The organism is Actinocorallia populi (assembly GCF_002995495.1).
Lineage (GTDB): Bacteria > Actinomycetota > Actinomycetes > Streptosporangiales > Streptosporangiaceae > Actinocorallia > Actinocorallia populi.
In genome coordinates, this window is sequence record NZ_PVZV01000006.1 from 57482 (window position 1) to 75936 (window position 18455).

19 protein-coding genes are annotated in these 18455 nt (G+C 71.5%); 12 read left to right on the forward strand and 7 right to left on the reverse strand.

Annotated elements, in window-relative coordinates; genetic code table 11:
• Nucleotides 1-54 precede the first annotated feature (54 nt).
• Nucleotides 55-897, reverse strand: a complete 843-nt coding sequence (locus C2865_RS23710; protein WP_198653560.1) for a helix-turn-helix transcriptional regulator — start codon at nt 895-897, stop codon at nt 55-57.
• Between the two features lie 100 nt (nt 898-997).
• On the opposite strand from C2865_RS23710, the gene C2865_RS23715 reads away from it, so the two are divergent.
• The 7 genes from C2865_RS23715 to C2865_RS23740 all read left to right on the forward strand — a co-directional run bounded on the left by C2865_RS23715 (nt 998) and on the right by C2865_RS23740 (nt 8173).
• Complete coding sequence (locus C2865_RS23715) at nt 998-1762, forward strand: SDR family oxidoreductase (protein WP_106400767.1); 765 nt, start codon at nt 998-1000, stop codon at nt 1760-1762.
• A gap of 87 nt (nt 1763-1849) precedes the next feature.
• A complete protein-coding gene (locus tag C2865_RS23720; RefSeq protein ID WP_106400768.1) occupies nt 1850-2428 on the forward strand; it encodes a hypothetical protein in 579 nt (192 codons plus the stop codon).
• Between the two features lie 95 nt (nt 2429-2523).
• On the forward strand, nt 2524-2778 hold the full coding sequence (locus tag C2865_RS23725; protein WP_106400769.1) for a hypothetical protein: 255 nt from the start codon (nt 2524-2526) through the stop codon (nt 2776-2778).
• A gap of 191 nt (nt 2779-2969) precedes the next feature.
• Nucleotides 2970-5117 (forward strand): Rv1355c family protein, encoded by a 2148-nt coding sequence (locus C2865_RS23730; RefSeq protein WP_106400770.1) that lies wholly within the window; start codon nt 2970-2972, stop codon nt 5115-5117.
• A 76-nt stretch (nt 5118-5193) separates the two neighbouring features.
• Nucleotides 5194-5316 (forward strand): hypothetical protein, encoded by a 123-nt coding sequence (locus tag C2865_RS41525; RefSeq protein ID WP_269802740.1) that lies wholly within the window; start codon nt 5194-5196, stop codon nt 5314-5316.
• 143 nt (nt 5317-5459) lie between these two features.
• Entirely contained in the window at nt 5460-6572 is a 1113-nt protein-coding gene (locus C2865_RS23735; RefSeq protein WP_106400771.1) for an NAD(P)-dependent alcohol dehydrogenase, read from the forward strand.
• A 242-nt stretch (nt 6573-6814) separates the two neighbouring features.
• Complete coding sequence (locus C2865_RS23740) at nt 6815-8173, forward strand: cytochrome P450 (RefSeq protein WP_198653561.1); 1359 nt, start codon at nt 6815-6817, stop codon at nt 8171-8173.
• 51 nt (nt 8174-8224) lie between these two features.
• Here the strand turns inward: C2865_RS23740 and C2865_RS23745 are convergent, their stop codons facing one another.
• Nucleotides 8225-9313: an epoxide hydrolase family protein gene (locus C2865_RS23745; protein WP_106400773.1), complete on the reverse strand. Its 1089-nt coding sequence runs from the start codon at nt 9311-9313 to the stop codon at nt 8225-8227.
• Nucleotides 9314-9458: 145 nt separating this feature from the next.
• On the opposite strand from C2865_RS23745, the gene C2865_RS23750 reads away from it, so the two are divergent.
• The gene (locus tag C2865_RS23750) at nt 9459-10313 is read left to right on the forward strand and encodes a MarR family winged helix-turn-helix transcriptional regulator (protein WP_232835783.1); all 855 of its coding nucleotides are present in this window, start codon (nt 9459-9461) and stop codon (nt 10311-10313) included.
• Nucleotides 10314-10364: 51 nt separating this feature from the next.
• Here the strand turns inward: C2865_RS23750 and C2865_RS23755 are convergent, their stop codons facing one another.
• Complete coding sequence (locus C2865_RS23755; protein WP_106400775.1) at nt 10365-11441, reverse strand: NADH:flavin oxidoreductase; 1077 nt, start codon at nt 11439-11441, stop codon at nt 10365-10367.
• Nucleotides 11442-11662: 221 nt separating this feature from the next.
• A complete protein-coding gene (locus C2865_RS23760) occupies nt 11663-12292 on the reverse strand; it encodes an isochorismatase family protein (protein WP_106400776.1) in 630 nt (209 codons plus the stop codon).
• Between the two features lie 144 nt (nt 12293-12436).
• On the opposite strand from C2865_RS23760, the gene C2865_RS23765 reads away from it, so the two are divergent.
• The 3 genes from C2865_RS23765 to C2865_RS23775 all read left to right on the forward strand — a co-directional run bounded on the left by C2865_RS23765 (nt 12437) and on the right by C2865_RS23775 (nt 14806).
• Nucleotides 12437-13390, forward strand: a complete 954-nt coding sequence (locus C2865_RS23765) for a GlxA family transcriptional regulator (RefSeq protein ID WP_106400777.1) — start codon at nt 12437-12439, stop codon at nt 13388-13390.
• 163 nt (nt 13391-13553) lie between these two features.
• On the forward strand, nt 13554-14396 hold the full coding sequence (locus C2865_RS23770; RefSeq protein ID WP_106400778.1) for an SDR family oxidoreductase: 843 nt from the start codon (nt 13554-13556) through the stop codon (nt 14394-14396).
• Nucleotides 14393-14806 (forward strand): hypothetical protein, encoded by a 414-nt coding sequence (locus C2865_RS23775; RefSeq protein ID WP_106400779.1) that lies wholly within the window; start codon nt 14393-14395, stop codon nt 14804-14806. The genes C2865_RS23770 and C2865_RS23775 overlap by 4 nt, the downstream gene beginning before the upstream one ends.
• A gap of 113 nt (nt 14807-14919) precedes the next feature.
• Here the strand turns inward: C2865_RS23775 and C2865_RS23780 are convergent, their stop codons facing one another.
• Together C2865_RS23780 and C2865_RS23785 are read right to left on the reverse strand one after the other, a co-directional pair.
• Nucleotides 14920-15387 (reverse strand): DUF3237 domain-containing protein, encoded by a 468-nt coding sequence (locus C2865_RS23780; protein ID WP_106400780.1) that lies wholly within the window; start codon nt 15385-15387, stop codon nt 14920-14922.
• A gap of 53 nt (nt 15388-15440) precedes the next feature.
• Nucleotides 15441-16856, reverse strand: a complete 1416-nt coding sequence (locus C2865_RS23785) for an amidase (RefSeq protein ID WP_106400781.1) — start codon at nt 16854-16856, stop codon at nt 15441-15443.
• A 125-nt stretch (nt 16857-16981) separates the two neighbouring features.
• On the opposite strand from C2865_RS23785, the gene C2865_RS23790 reads away from it, so the two are divergent.
• On the forward strand, nt 16982-17554 hold the full coding sequence (locus tag C2865_RS23790; RefSeq protein ID WP_106400782.1) for a TetR/AcrR family transcriptional regulator: 573 nt from the start codon (nt 16982-16984) through the stop codon (nt 17552-17554).
• A gap of 33 nt (nt 17555-17587) precedes the next feature.
• Here C2865_RS23790 and C2865_RS23795 read toward each other — a convergent pair whose 3' ends face one another.
• A complete protein-coding gene (locus C2865_RS23795) occupies nt 17588-18205 on the reverse strand; it encodes a TetR/AcrR family transcriptional regulator (RefSeq protein ID WP_269802741.1) in 618 nt (205 codons plus the stop codon).
• Nucleotides 18206-18455: the final 250 nt, after the last annotated feature.

Here is an 18455-nt window from a genome sequence, read left to right on the forward strand (position 1 = left end):
GTGAATTCCGATCCTTACTGTGTCAAGGCGGCGGCCCTGCCGCCGGTGACCGGCTCACCGATCGGCGAAGCGGTCCTGTCCCAGCACCGCGAGCAACCGGAGCTTCTCGTCGTCCTCGGTGTGGGGCGGGGCGGTGAGAACGAGCAGCGCCTGCGACTGGTCCTCGGTGAACAGCGCCTGGCAGTCCAGCTCGATCGGGCCGATCTCGGGGTGGATGAGCGTCTTGTGGTCGGCGAAACGCTGGGCGACCTCGTGCCGCTCCCACAGTTCGGCGAACTCCGTGCTCGCCTTCTGCAGCGCCCGTACGAGTTCGCCCGCCCGTGAACGCGACCCCATCGACCCGTAGGCGGCGCGCAGGTTCGCGACCTGGGCGCGGCTCTGGCGGTCGCGGTCGTCCTCGGGATAGCGCAGCCGCTCGCGCGGGTCGGTGAACCACCGGTAGATCTCGCTTCGGGCGAGGCCGGTGCAGGCCGACCTGTCGCCGAACAGGGCGTCGGCCATCCGGTTCTGCACCAGCGTCTCGCCCAGGTTGGACAGGATGAGCGCGGGAACGTCGTGCAGGCGGTCCAGCACCCGCAGCAGCGCGGGGGCGACGTGCGTCGCGGCCGAGACCGTGGTCGGGGCGCTGTGCCCCGCCACGCGGAAGAGGTAGTCGCGCTCGTCGCCGGTCAGGCGGAGCGCACGGGCGAGCGAGGCGAGCATCTGCTCGCTCGGCTGCGGGCCGCGCCGCTGTTCGAGCCGCGTGTAGTAGTCGGTCGACATCACGGCGAGGGCGGCGACCTCCTCCCGTCTGAGGCCCGGGGTCCGGCGGCGCACGCCCGCGGGGAGCCCCGCGTCCTCGGGCCGCAGCGCCTCGCGGCGGCGGCGCAGGAAGTCTGCCAGTGCTGCACGGTCCATGTCTCCATTATCGGGTGGCCACCCGAGCTCACCCAGGGATCGCCGATCCCCCGATGAGCGGTCCCTGCACGTACGGCGGCCGGACGGGGAGGATCAAGGCATGGACATCTCCGGAAACACCGTCTTCATCCCCGGCTCCACCAGCGGCATCGGCCTCGCGCTCGCCCTCGAACTGCACGCCAAGGGCAACACCGTCATCGTCGGCGGCAGGCGCGCCGAACTGCTGGAGCGGATCGCCGCCGAGCACCCCGGCATCGACACCGTCCGGATCGACACGGCGGACGCCGCGAGCATCGCCTCGGCCGCGGAGCAGGTGCTGGCGAGGCACCCGGACCTCAACGTCCTCGTCACGATGGCCGGCATCATGCGCGTCGAGGACTGGCACAGGCCCGAGTCGTTCCTCGCCTCGGCCGAGGAGGTCGTGACGACCAACGTGCTCGGCCCGATCCGGCTCATCGCGGCCTTCGTCGAGCACCTGCGGGCGCAGCCGGACGCCACGATCGTCACCGTCTCCTCGGGCCTGGCGTTCGCACCGCTCAGGGCCACGCCGAGCTACAACGCCTCCAAGGCCGCGATCCACATGCTCAGCGAGTCGATCCGGCTGCAGTTCGCCGACACGAACGTGAAGGTCATGGAACTCGAGCCGCCGTCCGTCCGCACCGCGCTGCTGCCCGGCCAGGAGAGCAGCGACTTCGCGATGCCGCTCGAGGAGTTCGTGGCGGAGGTCGTCGAGCTGATCGAGACCCGTCCCGACGCCAGGGAGATCCAGGTTGAGCGCGTGAAGTTCCTCCGTTACGGCGAGGCGCGCGGCGACTACGACCAGGTCGTCGCGACCCTCAACGCCGCCGACCCGCACGGGAAGTAGCGACGTGAAGTCGTCCGATCTTTTCGCCTGCGGCGGCCATCTGAATGACCAGTGCCCCGCCGCTGGTCATTCTGAAGGAGTACCGACTTGTCCACCGCCCCCCTCCGGCTGCTCACGGCCGCCGCCCTGACCGCCGGCCTCGCCGTCACCGTCGCGTCACCGGCCTCCGCCGCGCCCGGCCCCTGCGCCGTAGGCACCTGGAAGCTCACCAAGTACACGCTGAAGAGCCACATCGAAGAGGTCACCGCCAACGCCAAGGGCGGTGAGGGCACCCGGCTGACCATCACCAGGAAGTCGGCCTCCTACGACTTCTCCCGCGCCAAGAAGGTCGTCACCAGGGGCGTCGCGGAAGGCGACCCCTACACCGTGACCGACGTCTTCAAGAAGAAGCTGGCCTTCAAGTCCACCCTCGTCGGCAAGAAGAAGACGGGCAGCCTCACCCTCAAGCCCAAGACCGCCACCGGCGCCGCGACCATCTCCAGCTTCCTCGGCGACCAGTCCACCGGCACGGCCGAGCTCGCCAAGAACTACCGCGCCGGTCTGAAAGATCCGTTCATCCCCGACTTCGGCCAGTACACCTGCACGTCCAAGACCCTGAAGCTCGTCCTGGAGGCCGACGGCCCCCGGACCACCATCACCTCCGTCCACCACTACAGACGCGTCTGACCCCAGAACCCCCTGCCCGGAGAGACCGGCCCATCCGGTCTCTCCGCTGCCGGCCCCCATCCGGCTCGCCCAAGGCGAAGCCCGCGAAACACCGGATGAGGCTCTTCTGGCCTGGCATCCGGCATCATTACCTGATCTACGACGTGAAGTCCTTGGGTCGAAGCGGCACAGAACACGACATGCGTACGGTCATGAGCGCGATCCTGAAGGACGCCAAAGGCGAGTTGGGGGAGGAAGGGCTGCGCCGCTGCGTCCACGACATGCTCAGCCCGGAAGTCCTTGTTCACCCGTCGGTGGAGTTGCCGCCGTACGTCGGTTACGGACCGGTATTGATCCTTTGTTGCATATAGATAAGGTTGTCTTGCTGTCGGGCGGAAGCCGGTTCATCGAGGCGGCGTCTCGGGATCGTGGCGGGGCGCGTATTCCCACCGCAGGGGAGCCGACCCTGCGCAGGCGGTGCTGATCGGCGACGAGCGCGCCCAGATGGTGCGGACCGCGGCCCGGGAGCAAGGGCAGGACGGACGAGACGAGGCGGTCGCGGATGAACGTCGGAACAGCGGACGGGCGGGAGTACCGGCCCCTGGTGCTCGATCCGGCTCAGGACGGTGACGCCGCGGTGCTCGAGGGCCTGCGCTCGCGGGGGGACGTCGCGTTCCTCGATCTGCGGGAGCCGATCCGGGCCGAGCTGGCGGACATCCTCGACCTCCCGGACACCGGTGAGGGGCCGGAGTGCGACCGGTGGGTGCACTATCCGTGGTTGCGCCGCGCCGTGGGGCTGCCGGGTCCGCGCACCATGCGCCTGGTCCGGCTCGACCGCAACCGCAACAAGCTGACCCGCGAGGAGCAGGACCGGCTCGGGTCCCTGGTCGTGGGTGTCGTCGGCCAGAGCGTCGGCCATGCCATCGCCCACACGCTCGCGCTGGAAGGCGTCTGCGCCGAGCTGCGGCTGGCCGACTTCGACAGCCTGGAGCTGGCGAACCTCAACCGCATTCCGGCCTCGGTGTTCGACATCGGCCTCAACAAAGCCGTGATCACCGCGCGGCGGATCGCCGAACTCGACCCCTACCTGCCGGTGACCGTCTACCCGATGGGCATCACGGACGAGGTGATCGACGAGTTCTTCGACGGCCTGTCGGTCGTCGTGGAGGAATGCGACTCGCTCGACGTCAAACTGGCGGTCCGCGAGGCCGCGCAGCGGTACCGGGTCCCGCTGCTGATGGAAACGAGCGACCGGGGCCTGCTGGACGTCGAACGCTACGACCTGGAGCCGGGCCGCCCGCCGTTCCACGGCATGCTGAACGGTGCCGGCCGGGCCGACCTGCGCGGGCTGTCGACGCGGGACAAGGCGCCGTACGTCATCCGGATCCTCGACGCGCAGGGCCTGTCGACCGACTTCGCCGCGAGCCTGGTCGAGATCGACCAGACGCTTTCGAGCTGGCCGCAGCTCGGCGGCGACGTCCAGCTCGGCGGCGCGACCGTCGCCGCCGCGGTGCGGCGCATCGGCCTGGGCCTCCCGCTGCCCTCGGGCCGGACGCGCGTCGACGTCCAGCGGTGCCTGGACGAGCTGGCACCGCCGGTCGCCGCGGCGGAACCGGACTGGAGCGGCGTCACCGCGCCCGGACCTCCGTCCGTGGCCGACCTGTCCGCCCTGCCGGTCGCCGAAGCCGTCGCCGTCTGCGCGGGCCTGGCCCCGTCCGGGGGAAACGTCCAGCCCTGGAGCATCACGTCGGACGCCGCGGACGGGATCCGGATCGAGCTGGACCCGGCGGCCAGTACCGGCATGGACATCGGCTACCGCGGCAGTGCCGTCGCCGTCGGCGCCGCGCTGTACAACGCGCGGGTCGCCGCGGCCGCGTACGGCGTCCTCGGCGACGCCGAGATCACCGAGGCCCCGGCCAAGCTGACCGCCACCCTGCGCTGGGGCACCGGAACGGACCACGACCTGGCCCGCGACCTCCCGGGTGTGACGACCCGCCACACGAACCGGCGCCCGGGCACCGGCGCGGCACTCGACCCGGGCGTCCTGGAGTCCCTGGTGCGAGCGGCGCACCCGGCCGGCGGCACGGTCCGCGCGATCACCGAACCGGACGCGCTGGAAACCGCGGCCACCCTGCTGGCCGCCTCCGACCGGATCCGCTACCTGACCCCCGTCCTGCACGCCGAGATGTTCGCGGAACTCCGCTGGCCGCAGGACGACCTGGACAGCGGGCTCGACCTGCGCACCATGGAACTGGCACCGGACGAACTCGCCAAGCTCGCCATCGCCCGCCGCCCCGACGTGATGGCCCGGATCCGCGCCTTCGGCGGCGGCGTCGCGCTCGGCGAATACTCCCGGGACCGGGTCCGCTCCTCCTCCGCCCTCCTGGCGGTCTGCTTCGGCTTCGAAGGCGCCGAACCCACCCTGATCGACTACGCGAAGGCCGGTGCCGCCGTCCAGCGCGTCTGGATCGAGGCCGACCGCCACGGCCTGGCCGTCCAGCCCATGTCCCCGGTCTTCCTGTACGCGAACACCCGCGACGAGATCGGCGCGGCCACCCCGGGCTTCGAAAGCGAGGTGACGGAACTTCGGGAACGTTTCCTGAAGCTGCTGACGGTCCCCGCCACCGAGGCCGTGGCCCTGGTCCTCCGCCTCGGCCACGCCGCACCAGCCGCCACCCGCAGCATCCGCAGAGCCCGAACGCCGCGGTAGCCACCGGACTCAGCGGACCCCAGAAGCGCCTGGTCATGCGGCCACGTCCCTCCTGTCCCTCCTGGCAGGAGAAGGCGTGGAGGAGCTCGATCCCGAACTCTCCGACCGGCTGTGCGGTGTGCTGACCACACTCGTCGCGCTCACCCCGGACACCGGCCGGACCGTTCGGGGAGGCTTGGTGTTCCTGGTGCGTGAGTGAGGCCGGGACGGCGTCAGGGGCGTGTCGCCTTCGCACCATGGACACGGGGGGCCGGTCGGGGACAGGGTGATCGGTGCAGGTTCACCAACGGGGCCGTGTTCCGCGTAGACCGGCCCCGTCCCGACCGCCAGAGAGGACCCCCCATGACCGAATCCCGTAGCGCCGTCCTTCGCGACCTCACCGGTCCATATTCCATTGAGACCGTCACCATCGCCGATCCCGGTCCCGGCGAGGCGCTGGTGCGGGTGGCGGCCACCGGCATGTGCCACACCGACCAGCTCGGCCGCCTGGGCGTGTTCGGGGAGGCGTTCCTTCCCGCGATCCTCGGGCACGAGGGCGCGGGCGTCGTCGAGGCGGTCGGGCCCGGGGTCACCTCGGTCGCGCCGGGCGACCACGTCGTGCTGACCTTCGACTCCTGCGGGACGTGCCCGGCGTGCCTGACCGGAGCGCCGGCGAACTGCGCGCTGTTCGAGCTGAACAACCTCACCGGCAACCGGCCCGACGGCAGCGGGTGCGCCACGGACGCCTCCGGCGCCCCGGTGACCAGCCGGTGGTTCGGGCAGTCGTCCTTCGGGCAGTTCACGCTCGCCACCGAACGCAACATGGTCAAGGTCGGAAAGGACGTTCCGCTGGCGGTCCTCGGCCCGCTCGGCTGCGGGATCCAGACCGGGGCGGGCGCGGTGCTCAACACCGCGAAGCTGGCGCCCGGCCAGTCCATCGCGGTGTTCGGCACGGGCGCGGTGGGCCTGGCCGCGGTCATGGCGGCGAAGGCGTCCGGCGCGGGGGAGATCGTCGCGGTGGACCTGAACCCCGCGCGGCGCGAGACGGCGCTGGAGCTGGGAGCCACGCGGGCCGTCGACGGGGCGGACCCGGCGCTGGCGGACGAGATCCGCGCCGGGGGTCCCGGCATGGACGTCACCTTCGACACCACCGGCGTCGCCTCGGTGATGGCCACCGCGGTGGAGGTGCTGGCCAGGCCCGGCGCGTGCATCCTCGTCGGCGCGGGCATGGACGTGCTCACCGTGCACCCGGCGTCCCTCGCCGGCAAGACCGTGACCTACGTCTACGAGGGCGACGCGGTGCCCCGGGTGTTCATCCCCCGCCTGATCGGCCTGTGGAAGCGCGGCCTGTTCCCGTTCGACCGGCTGATCAAGGAGTACCCGCTGGAGGAGATCGACCAGGCCGAGGCGGACACGAACGCCGGCAAGGTGATCAAGCCGGTCCTCGTCATGCCGTCCGCTCCCGCCGGGAGCTGAGCGGGGAGCCGGCCTCCCGGTGACGCCCGGGTGACGAACCGAGCGGGCGACGGCGCCACCGCGGACACGAACGTCGAGTTCCTCTCCGCGGTGGCGGTCGGCCCCGCGCATGCCGCGGCACGGGTACCGCCGCGTTCTCTGAAATGATAATTTCAATTACCGGTAACGTCCCTCTCAAAAACACACGTGGTCGTGCGCGGCGGTGGCGGCATGCCGTCACGCGGCCGCGGGAGGAGAGCACCGTGAGCGAGGACCGGAAACCCGCCATCAGCCTGGACCGGCACTCCACGCCGTACCGCACCGAGTTCGAGCAGATCACGGACGACCTGCACGCCAGGTGCCCCGTCGCCTGGAACGACGCGCACGGCGGCCACTGGTACGTCAGCGGGAACAAGGAGTTGTTCGACCTCGCCCGGCGCGCCGACGTGCTGTCCAACGACAACGACGTCAACGGCGACCGGCGGGGGTACACCGGGATCACCATCCCGCCTCCGGAGGGGCCCCGGGTGCAGGGCGGGTTCCTGGAGATGGACCCGCCGGAGCAGCGGTACTACCGCCAGGCCCTGAACCCCTACCTGTCGCCCGCCGCGGTCGCGCGGTGGAGGCCGGTCGTCGAGGAGCTGACCCGGGCCTGCCTGGACGAGGTGATCGAGAGCGGCCGGATCGACTTCGTCGACGACCTGGCCAACATCGTGCCCGCGGTGCTCACCATGGCGTTGCTCGGCATGCCGCTGAAGGACTGGGAGGTCTACTGCGAGCCGTCCCACGCCGCGGTCTACACCCCGATGGACTCACCGGAGTACCTGCAGGTGCGCGAACTCCAGTTCCGTATGGGCGCGCACATGATGCAGACCATCCGGGACGCGCGGACCGCCCCCCGTCCCGGCCTGGTCGAAGAGCTGGTCACCGTCGAGATCAACGGTTCGCGACCCGACGACATGGAGATCTTCGGCGTTCTCATGCTGCTCATCGGCGGCGGTTTCGACACGACCACCGCGCTGACCGCGCATTCCCTGGAATGGCTGTCGGAGAATCCCGACCAGCGTGAGCGGTTGAGCCGGGAGCGGGAGGCGCTGCTCGACAGCGCGACGGAGGAGTTCCTGCGGTTCTTCACCCCGGCGCAAGGTGACGGCCGCACGGTCTCCCGGGACTGCGTGATCAACGGTACGGAGTTCAAGGAAGGCGAACGGCTGTGGTTGTCGTGGGCGATGGCCAACCGGGACGAAACGGTCTTTGAGGATCCGCACACCGTCCTCCTCGACCGTGAGGGCAACCGGCACAACAGCTTCGGGCTGGGCATCCACCGGTGCATCGGCTCGAACGTGGCGCGGGTGCTCTTCAAGATCATGCTCACCGCGGTGCTGGACCGCATGCCGGACTTCCGCTGCGTCCCGGGCGGCGCGGTGCACTACGACACGATCGGCGTCATCAACGGCATGAAGCACCTGCCGGCGACCTTCACCCCAGGGGAACGGCTGGGTCCCGGACTCGCCGAGACGATCGACGAGCTCCAGCGCGTCTGCGACGAGCAGCGCCTCGCCGAGCCGATCACCGTCCGCAAGGGGCAGGCGAGGCTCGACGGCGGACGACCCGGCCGGTGAGCGCGCCGGGCGGACCGCGCCCGCCCGGCTCCGAGCCCGCCGGCACCACGGTCAGCCGTGCTCGACGCGGGCGAGGAAGAACTCCCGGATGTCCTCGGCGAGCAGCTCCGGCACCTCCATCGCGGCGAAGTGGCCGCCGCGCTCGAATTCCGACCAGTGCCGGATGTCGTACAGCCGCTCGGCCAGCGGACGCACCGACTGCGTGATGTCGTGCGCGAACACCGCCACGCCGAGCGGCACCGGGCACGGCTCGGTCCCCCGCGGCGCGTCGTGGTGCAGCCGCGCCGAGGAGGCCGCGGTGGCGGTCAGCCAGTACAGCGAGACGTCGGTGAGCATCCGCTCGTCGCTGACCGGCGTGCGGGGGTCCGTCCACTGCGCGAAGCGCTCGGCGATCCAGACCAGCTGGCCGACCGGCGAGTCGGTCAGCGCGTAGCCGATGGTCTGCGGGGTGAGGGCCTGCAGGGTCTGGTACGGCGGGCGGTTCGCCATCAGCCGCCGGATCTTGTCCAGCCGGACCTCCTCGGCCTCGGACAGCTCGACGCCGGCGTCCGGGTCCGGCCGGGTCGGCAGGTAGTTGACGTGCACTCCGACGACGTGCTCGGGCGCGACCGCGCCGAGCGCCGTCGAGACGCCCGAGCCGAAGTCGCCGCCCTGCGCGCCGTAGCGCTCGTACCCCAGGCGGCGCATGAGCTCGGCCCAGGCCCGCGCGATCCGGGTGAGGTCCCAGCCGCGTTCGCGGGTCGGCCCGGAGAAGCCGTAACCCGGGAGGGACGGGATCACGAGGTGGAAGTCGCGTGACAGCGGCTCGATCACGTCGAGGAACTCCAGGAACGACCCGGGCCAGCCGTGGGTGAGGATCAGCGCGAGCGCGTCCGGCTTCGGGGACCGGACGTGGACGAAGTGGATGTTCTGTCCCTCGATCTCGGTGGTGAAGTGGGGGAGCTCGTTGAGCTCGGCCTCGTGCTCGCGCCAGTCGTAGCCGGTGCGCCAGTGTTCGGCCAGCCCCTTGAGCCGCGCCAGCGGGAAGCCGTAGTCCCACCCGGCGTCGGCGACCTCGTTGGGCCAGCGGGTGCGGGAGAGCCGGTCGGCCAGGTCGTCGAGGTCGGCCTGGGGGACGTCGATGCGGAACGGCTTGATCATGTTCTTGACTCCGGGGGATGGCGGTGGGCGTCGTGCCGGACTCTAGATTCGCACCTTCCCAACTGTCAACATCCCAACTAATTACTGTGCAACCGTCATTGATGCAATCAACAGGCTGCTAGCATCGCGTCGGGAGGTGGGGCCCGTGCCCGGACGGGAGAAGGACGCCGTCGACGGCGGGTCCGGATCGCTGCACGCGTCCACCGGCCACCTGCTGCGCCGCGTGTTCACCGCCGTCACCGCCGACGCCGTGCAGGACGGGCCGCGGTCGCGCGAGTTCGTGGTGCTCGACGTCCTCGCCGACGAGGACGCCCCCTCGCAGCAGGACCTCGCCCACCGGCTCGGCATCAACCGTACGATCATGGTCAGGCTGCTCGACCGGCTCCAGGAGGCGGGCCACGTCACCCGCACCCGCAACCCGGCCAACCGCCGCACCCACGTGCTGTCGCTGACCGAGGCGGGCCGTGCCGCGCTGGACGGCATGCGCCACGCCGTCGCCGCTCGCGACGCCCGGCTCACCGGCGCCCTCACCGCACCCGAACGGCGGCGCCTCACCGAGCTGCTGACCAGGCTCGTCGCCGACGAGGGGCCGTCGGCCATCCGCAGCGTCGAGCACCTGATCGCCCAGGCCCACTACCGGCTGCGCCGCGTCGGGGACCACCGGCTCGAGGCGTACGGCCTGCGCACCCGCCACTTCGCCCTGCTGCCCGCCCTGGACCTGCTCGGCCCCTGCCCGCAGGAGCAGCTGGCCCGGTACCTCGACCTCACCGAGCCGGCCACCGCGTCGCTCGTCGAGGAACTGGTGACGGCCGGCGTCGTGTCCCGCGGCCGGGACCCGCACGACCGGCGCCGCTACGCCCTGCGGCTCACCGACCTCGGCCGCGCCCGCGTCCCCGTGGTGCGCGAGGCCATGGAGAGCATCGAGCGCGACATCGACGACATCCTCGGCCAAGACGGCGCACAAGAGCTCCGCGTCCTTCTCACCAGACTCCTGCCGTAGGGCGAGGGCGCGCAGGCACGGCGAGGGGCCCGCCTGAAGGCCGCGGAACGGTCAGGCGACGAAGTCGTCCCAGTTGGTGGCGAGGTAGTGGAGGAAGGCCGGGCCGACGGACTCGCGGACGAAGTGCTCGCGCGGCCGCGGCTGCACGAGGCGGAAGCCCGCGTCCGCCAGGGCGCGGACCGGGAAGTCGTGGTGGAGGACGGCGCCCGCGCCGACGAGCACGAAGTCGGCGCCGCGGTCGAGGCACCAGGCCGCGTCCGGGGCGGAACCGATCTTGCCCGCCACGCCCAGCCGGGTGCCGCCGCGCGGCAGGCCGGTGAAGTGGTCGATGAGGAGCCGGTCCCGGTGGGCCTCTTCGTGGGTCTCCTTGAAGGCGTCCCACAACGACATGTCGAGGTAGTCGAGCAGCCCGGAGACCAGGACGTCGGCGGCCAGGGCGCGGGCCTCGGCGAGGGGGATCCCGCTGCGCTCGGGGGTGAGCCGGAGCCCGACCTGGAAGTCGGGCCCGGTCGCCGCCCGGATGCCGTGGAGGATCTCCCACACCATCCGCGTCCGGTTCTCGAAGGAGCCGCCGTAGCGGTCGGCACGGTCGTTGCGGGGATTGAGGAACTGGCAGACGAGGTAGCCGTGCGCGCCGTGCACCTCCACTCCGTGGAACCCGGCGCGTTCGGCGCGCACGGCGGCCGCCGTGAAGTCCGCCACGACCTGTTCGACCTCCGCCGTGGTGAGCGCGCGGGCGCTCTTGGCCGGGTCGTCCCAGGGCGCGACCACGGGCACGCCCGACAGCGCGGCGTCGGCACGCCGCCCGCCGTGGTGCAGCTGGAGCGCGGCCACGCCCCCGGCGTCCCGGATCCCGCCTGCGAGCCGGGTCAGCCCCGGCAGGAAGCGGTCGTCCCACGCGGCGAGCTGCCCGGGAAAGGCCTGCCCCGCCCGCGAGACATGCGACGCGCAGGTCATGACCATCCCGAAGCCGCCCTGCGCCCGCCGTACGAGCCACGCGTACTCGTCGTCGGAGAGCGTCCCGTCCGGATGGCTCTGCAGGTTGGTGAGCGGCGCGACCGCGAACCGGTTCGCCCAGGCGGGACCGCGGCCGAACGTCAGCGGCGCGGCCGGCGTACCGGCCGTCATACGACGCCCCCGGAGGCGAACGGACCGGCGAAGGGGGCACTGAGCCAGATCTTGTGCATAGCGCCGCAATCGTAGTCCATCGGCCCCGACGCACCCGGCACCGAAAACACCGGGGCGCCGGACCCGGCCGCCACCCGGCGGCCGGGGGGAGGAGAGGCACCCTCCCGGAGGGCGGCCGGCCGATGGCGACACGGAGCGGACCTTCGTTTCGGGCCGGTCCTTCAGGAGTTGCGCTGGAGTCCTTCGAGGGCGGAGGCGACCAGGTTGTCCTTCTCGAGTGCGGCACCCGAGGCGAGGGCCTTGCGCCATTCCCCGGTGGTGGCCACGGCCGCCAGGTTGGACTGGAACAGGACCATCAGCGTGCGGTGCAGGTCCTCGGCCGAGACGCTGCCCGCCGCGTTGGCCAGGTGGATCGCGCCCGTCGCGTCGGACAGGACCTCGGCGCCGAAGCCGAGGGCCTCGGCGTCGACGACGCTCGCGAGGTCGCAGTTGTTCGTCATGTAGCCCGCGAACGTGACGGTGTCGACGCCCTGGTCGCGCAGCCACTCGGCGAGGCCGGTCTGGGGGAAGACGCTGCTGAACCGCTTCTCGATCTTCTTGGCGTCCCGGACGGCGTCCTCGACGTCGGGGTGCAGCCGCCAGCCGGCGGACCCGGCGGCGAACACGGGCGATCCGTCCGGTCCGGTGTGCTGCACCGCGACCACGGGGATGCCGGCCGCGACGGCGGCGTTCACGGCCTCCACGACGGCGGCCACCGTCGCCTCCCGGGACGGGTACCGGATGGCCAGCGGCCCGTCGAAGTACTCCTGCTGGGCGTCGATCACGATGAGCGCGCGGCGCGGAGCGGTCATGTCGTCCTCCTGTTCGGCGGGTGGGGGAGCGGACCCGGCACCGGACGCGCGGACCCGCACCGGCGATCCTCGCCGACCGGTGGCGGAACCATGAGTGGCTCACATGCACAATAGTGATGAAATCGGGCCAAATCTGGAGTAAGGGTGAAGATCGCCATCCACGCCTTCGACGGCGTCACGATGTTCCATCTCGCCGTGCCCCAGCTCGTCTTCGCCGAGGTCGGCCGGCTCGAGGCCGCCCCGGAGTGGACGACCGTCCTCTGGTCGACCGCCGGGGAGACCGTCACGACGGCCGAAGGGCACGTCCTCGGCCCCGTCGAGGGCCCGGACGTCCTCGACACCGCGGACATGCTGATCATCCCTTCGTGGCCCGAGCGGCTCCCCGAGGCGGACGCGGACCTGGTCGGGCACCTGCGCCGGGCGCACGCCCGGGGAGCGGAGATCGTCGGGCTCTGCCTGGGCGCGTTCGCGGTCGCGGACACCGGCCTGCTGGCGGGACGCTCCGCGGTGACGCACTGGGCGGCGATGGAGCGGTTCTCGGCACGGCACCCCGATGTCGCCGTGGACACCTCGGTGCTCTACATCGATCACGGCGACGTGATGACGTCCGCGGGCACGGCCTCCGGCCTCGACGCCTGCCTGCACATCGTCCGCAAGCACCTCGGAGCCGCCGCCGCCAACCGCCTGGCGCGCACCCTGGTGGTCGCCCCGCACCGCGAGGGCGGGCAGGCGCAGTACATCGAACGCCCGGTCTCGCGGGCCGAGTCCGACGCGCCCATCGCGGAGGTCATGGCCTGGGCCCTCGGTGATCTCGCCGCCCCCCTGCACATCGACGCCCTGGCCGAGCGTGCCTGCCTCAGCCGGCGCGGCTTCGTGCGCCGCTTCCGCGAGGCCACGGGGTCGACCCCGGCGAAATGGGTGCTCGACCGGCGTCTCGACAAGGCGCGGGAACTCCTCGAGACCACCTCCTGGGGCGTCGACCGCATCGCCGCGCACTGCGGCTTCGGCAGCGAGGTCACCCTCCGGCAGAACTTCAGCGCCCGCTACGCCACGACCCCGGGACGGTACCGCCGCCGGTTCAGGGGCCTGAACGGCTGACCCCGGGGTGTTCGGCACGTTGTTCCACTTTCGCCTTTGCCTATAAAAGGTGCCTAACCCGGCAAAGTCGGTGTTCTCGCACATCGCCCGGGTAGGAACGGCCCCGGCGGACCCGCCGGTTCCGTCCGCCCCGCCATCATGATCCCGTTTTCCGGAGGAATTCATGGCACAGGCTCCGCAACATCAGGAACCGCCGGGCCTCACCGGCAGGATGGACCCCAGGCCGGACCACGGCGAGGACGGCTATCGCGGTTCGGAGCGCCTGACGGGCAAGGCGGCCGTCATCACCGGCGCGGACAGCGGCATCGGCCGCGCGGTGGCGATCGCCTACGCGAGGGAGGGCGCGGACGTGCTGTTCACCTACCTGGACGTGGAGGAAGAGGACGCCCGGGAGACGAGGAGATGGGTGGAGCAGGCCGGCCGCAAGGCGGTGATGGTCCCCGGCGACCTCGCCGACCCCGCGCACTGCCGGGCCGTGGTGGCCAAGGCGGTCGACGAGTTCGGCAGGGTCGACATCCTGGTCAGCAACGCCGCCCACCAGATGACCCGCGACTCCATCGAGGAGATCCCGGACGAGGAGTGGGACCGCATTCTGGCGATCAACCTGTCCGCGTTCTTCCACCTGGTGAAAGCCGCCGTGCCGCACATGGCACCCGGATCATCCATCATTGGGACGACATCGGTGAACTCCGATATGCCGCCCCCCTCGCTGCTGCCGTACAACGTGACCAAGGCCGGTATAGCGAACATGGTCGGCTCGCTGTCGCAGCTGCTCGCCGACCGGGGGATCCGCGCCAACAGCGTCGCGCCCGGCCCGATCTGGACGCCGCTGATCCCCTCGACCATGCCGGAGGAGCAGGTGGAGGACTTCGGACAGCAGGTGCCGCTGAAACGGCCCGGCCAGCCCGCCGAACTCGCCGCCCTGTACGTACTGCTGGCCTCGGACGAGGCGAGCTACATCTCCGGCGCGCGGGTGGCCGTCACCGGAGGGCAGCCGATCCTGTGACCGCCGCACCGGCACCGTGGTACCCGCTGCGGCTGAGCGGCCCGGCCAGGCCCCTGGTGTTCGGCGGTCACGCCATCGCCCGGCACCTGGGGCGCACCGGGCTGCCCGACTGGAGCATCGCGGAGACCTGGGAGGTCAGCGACGTCGACGGCGACGGCGGGACCGTCACCAACGGTCCCCTGAATGTCGGCGCCCCCGTCACCGTGGTGTGCGGCGGCGCCGTCGAGGAACTCGGCCGCGCGCAGACCCTGCTCCTTCCCGCGGCCCTCGGCCGCCTGGAGATCGCCGGCCCTGCCGACGTCCTGCTGGGCTACCTGCCCGATCTCGAACGCGACGTCCGCGCCCCGCTCACCGCGGCCGGCCACGGACCGGAGCCCATCGCCGCCCTCGGCGAGGGGCTCGGCGCCTGACCGGGCCGCCGTGATGCGGGTCCGCCCTCGGGCGAGCAGGAGGACACGGACGTCGGCGTCGACGTCCGGTCACGGGGCCGGCATGAGGTCTTCGGCGGTGCGCCGGGGCGCGTTCAGGCCAGGGCGTACATGCGGATGGCGACGGTGTCTTCCTGTATCCCGCGGGCCAGGCCGACGAAGACGGTCTCGGCGAGCCAGCGGTGCGCCGGCGCGTCGGTGCGGAAGACGGGCGAGGTGCGGTAGTAGACGCCGGCGGAGGCCACCTGGAGGTCGCCGTCGTACTGGTCGGGGCTTTCGGCGCCTTCGCGGTAGTAGCCACGGTTGATGATGTCGATGACCGCTCCGTCCTCCGCCTGGATGAGGTAGCGGGCGTCCAGCTCGCAGACGCGGCCGCGCGTGCTCGACCAGTCGCCGCCGCCGGGCAGGACGGTCCCGCGCAGGAGCGGGCCGTCGACCGTGCCGCCGACGATGGGGGTGAACTCGAGCCTCTCGCCGTCGCCGTGTCCGACGTGCAGGCTGGGGGTGAGGAGGGCGCGGATCTCGAACGCGAAGGTCAACGCGGGGGTCTGGATATCGGGCATGTCGTTCCTTGGGGGTGCGGGGGTGCAGGGGTGCGGGGGGATTCCTGGTGCCGTCAGCCGAGGGGAAGGGGGGTGAGCCGCGGCCCCCGGTCCTCGATGGCCTGGGCGGTGTCGAGGAGGAGGTCCTCGGTGAAGCGGCCGCCGATGAGCTGGACGCCGATCGGGAGGCCGTCCGACAGGCCGGTGGGGACGGAGACGGCGGGGAAGCCGAGGACGGGGACGGCGGTCATCGGCCACTGGGCCGCGAACAGGCTCCGCGAGCGCGCCCCGTCGAGGATGTCCGCGTCCTGCTCGAAGGGAGGTTCGGCGGAGACGGGGGTCAGCAGGACCGTGTCCGCGCCGAGGAGTTCCTGGAGCCGGGTGATCAGCGTGGCCCGGCGGGCCCAGCCCTGGATGTAGTCGGAAATGTCAGGCTTCTCACCCCACATCTCCGCGACGGCCTCGTAGCCGTAGGCCATGCTCGTGCGGATGGCGTCGTCGCCCATCGCCTCGATCTGGGGCAGCAGGAGGCGCGTGTCCTCGTACAGCAGCAGCGACCACAACCGCGCCGCCTCGGCCAGGGCGGGCAGCTCCATCTCCTCCACATGATGGCCCGCCTCGGCCAGCCAGCCCGCGGCGCGGTCCACCGCCTCCTCGACGGCCGGATGCGACTTGGCCATCCCCACGTCGCGCACGACCCCGACCCGGACCGGTCCCCGGTGCGGCGCGGCCTGCGGCAGGGCCGGGACGCCGAACGGGTCGCGCAGGTCGGCGGAGGCCATCGCGCGCAGGGCCAGGCGCGCGTCTGCCACGTTCCGTGCCAGCGGTCCCTGCACGGACCAGGCCTGGACGGTGAGCGGCATCTCCACCTCCGGGCCGGGCGGCATCCAGTTGGAGACCAGGCCGACCGTCGGGCGGACGCCGACCACGCCGCAGCAGGCCGCGGGGAAGCGGATCGACCCGCCGATGTCGTTGCCCTGCGCCAGCGGCGTCATTCCGGCGGCGACACTGCTGGAGGCGCCCCCGCTGGAACCTCCGGGAGTGTGCGCCGCGCTCCAGGGGTTGAGGGTCCGCCCGTGCGGGTCGTTGGAGGTGAACCAGCGCAGCGAGAAGGCCGGGACGTTGCTGCGTCCGAGGAAGACGGAACCGGCGGCGCGCAGGGCCGCGACGCACGACTCGTCCTCCGGAACGGTCACCTCGGCCATGGCCGACAGGCCCAGGGTGAGGAGGCGCCCCCGCTCCGCGGTGTTGATCTTCGTCGAGACGGGCACGCCGTGCAGCGGACCCAGGGGTTCGCCGGCGGCCACCGCCTCGTCGGCACGGCGCGCGTCGGCCAGCGTCTCCTCGGGACGGACGTCGACGAGGGCGTTCAGGGCCGGGTTGACGGCCTCGATCCTGGCCAGGCAGGACTCCGCGACTTCGACCGAGGAGATCTCCCGGTCGCGGATTCCCGCGGCGAGCCGGGTCGCCGGCCACTGCCAGAGCTCCATGTCCACTCCTAGGGATCATGAGGGGGGCGGGAGGCGCTCCCGCGGCGGTGCGGAGAAGAGTACGTGATGCAACGCCGATATACAATGATGTTGTATCTCGTTCGCACGCCCGTTACGCTGCCGTCATGCCGGTAGAAATCGATGTCGACCAACGCCTCGCCTCCATCGCCGACGCGACCTTGAAGATCGTCGCGGCGGAGGGCGTCGAGGGAGTGACCATACGAGCGGTGGCCCAGCGGATCGGTGGTTCGACGACGCTCGTCACCAACTACCTGCCCACCCGGGCGGCCCTGCTCCGCAATGCCTTGGAGCACGCCACCCAGGACTGGGGCGAGGATCTGGAGCTCGTTCTCCAGGATACGGCGGACCACGAGCGGTTGGCGGCGGTTGCCCGGTGGTCCTGCTCGACCACCGGCGACGATCAGGTGCTGCGCCGCCTGCTCATGGAGCTGCTCGGCCGCGAGGAACCCGGCTCGGAGGCCCTGCAAGTGGTGAGGGAGGACTCGCGGCAGGGCCTCGACCTGCTGACCGAAGCCGCCGCGGCGGCCGGGGCCCCCGACGCCGACTTCGCCGCCGAGGTCCTGCAGCTGGTCATGCGCGGCTTCTACGTGGCCAGTCTCGAGGACCCCGAGCGCTGGAGCAGCGAGCGGGTGACCCCGCTCGTCGAACGGCTCGTGCGCATGCTGACCACTGGATGACCTTCCCGCCGTCGAGAGGCGCCGTCGGCGGTGTCAGTCTTCCCCCGGCAGGTCGGCGGCGGGCGCGGCGCGCTCGTCGAGCGTGGCGACCAACCGCAGCGCCAGGTTCTTCATCCCCTTCTGGCGCGTGGCGGGAAAAGGCAGTGCCGCAAGGGTGGAATAGCCGAACGCCATGCAGATGAGGGCGTAGGCCAGCTGGCGGCTCTCCCCGTGGTCGCAGCCGGGGGAGGCCTCGCGGATCGCGCGCGCGATCTCCTGCTCCAGCCGGCTGTAGCTCTCGTAGATCCGCCCGCGGAGCCGTACGTCGTGCATCGCGCCGTTGATGAGTGCGTCGATGACCAGATTGTCCTCGTTGTGCGCCATCTGCGGCCCGAAAAGATGATCCACGAGCGCGTGCATCCGCGCCTCGGCGGGGGGGCCGGCCATGACCTCCCGCAACTCCGTGAAGTAGGGGGTCATGACGTGCTCCCACAGGGCGTGGATGAGCTCGTCGCGGTTGCCCACGTAGTGCCGGACATGCGACCGGCTCATGCCCGCCGCGGCCGCGATCCGCTCCTGGGTGCTCCCCGCCAAACCGTGCTCGGCCACCGTCCGCGCCGCGGCCCTCAGGATTTCCGCACGCCGCCGATCGGCGAGGCTCGGCCTGCCCACCTGCCACCCCCAGCTCTTTTGTTTTCCATTTTCGAAAATCAATGGTGACCGTAGCGTAACACCGCGCCCCTGTGGCGGGGGCTGGACGCCCTGCGATCCGCCGCCTCGGAATCAGGTGCACAGCGGGCCCTTTGATGTCCGGCCAGGCCGGTGTCCGCCTCTTGGGCGAGGGGCGTCCGTTCACCGAAGGAACTTTCCAGAGACGCCTTAGTTTTGCACTATTGACAATCTATCGGTGGGCAACCATGCT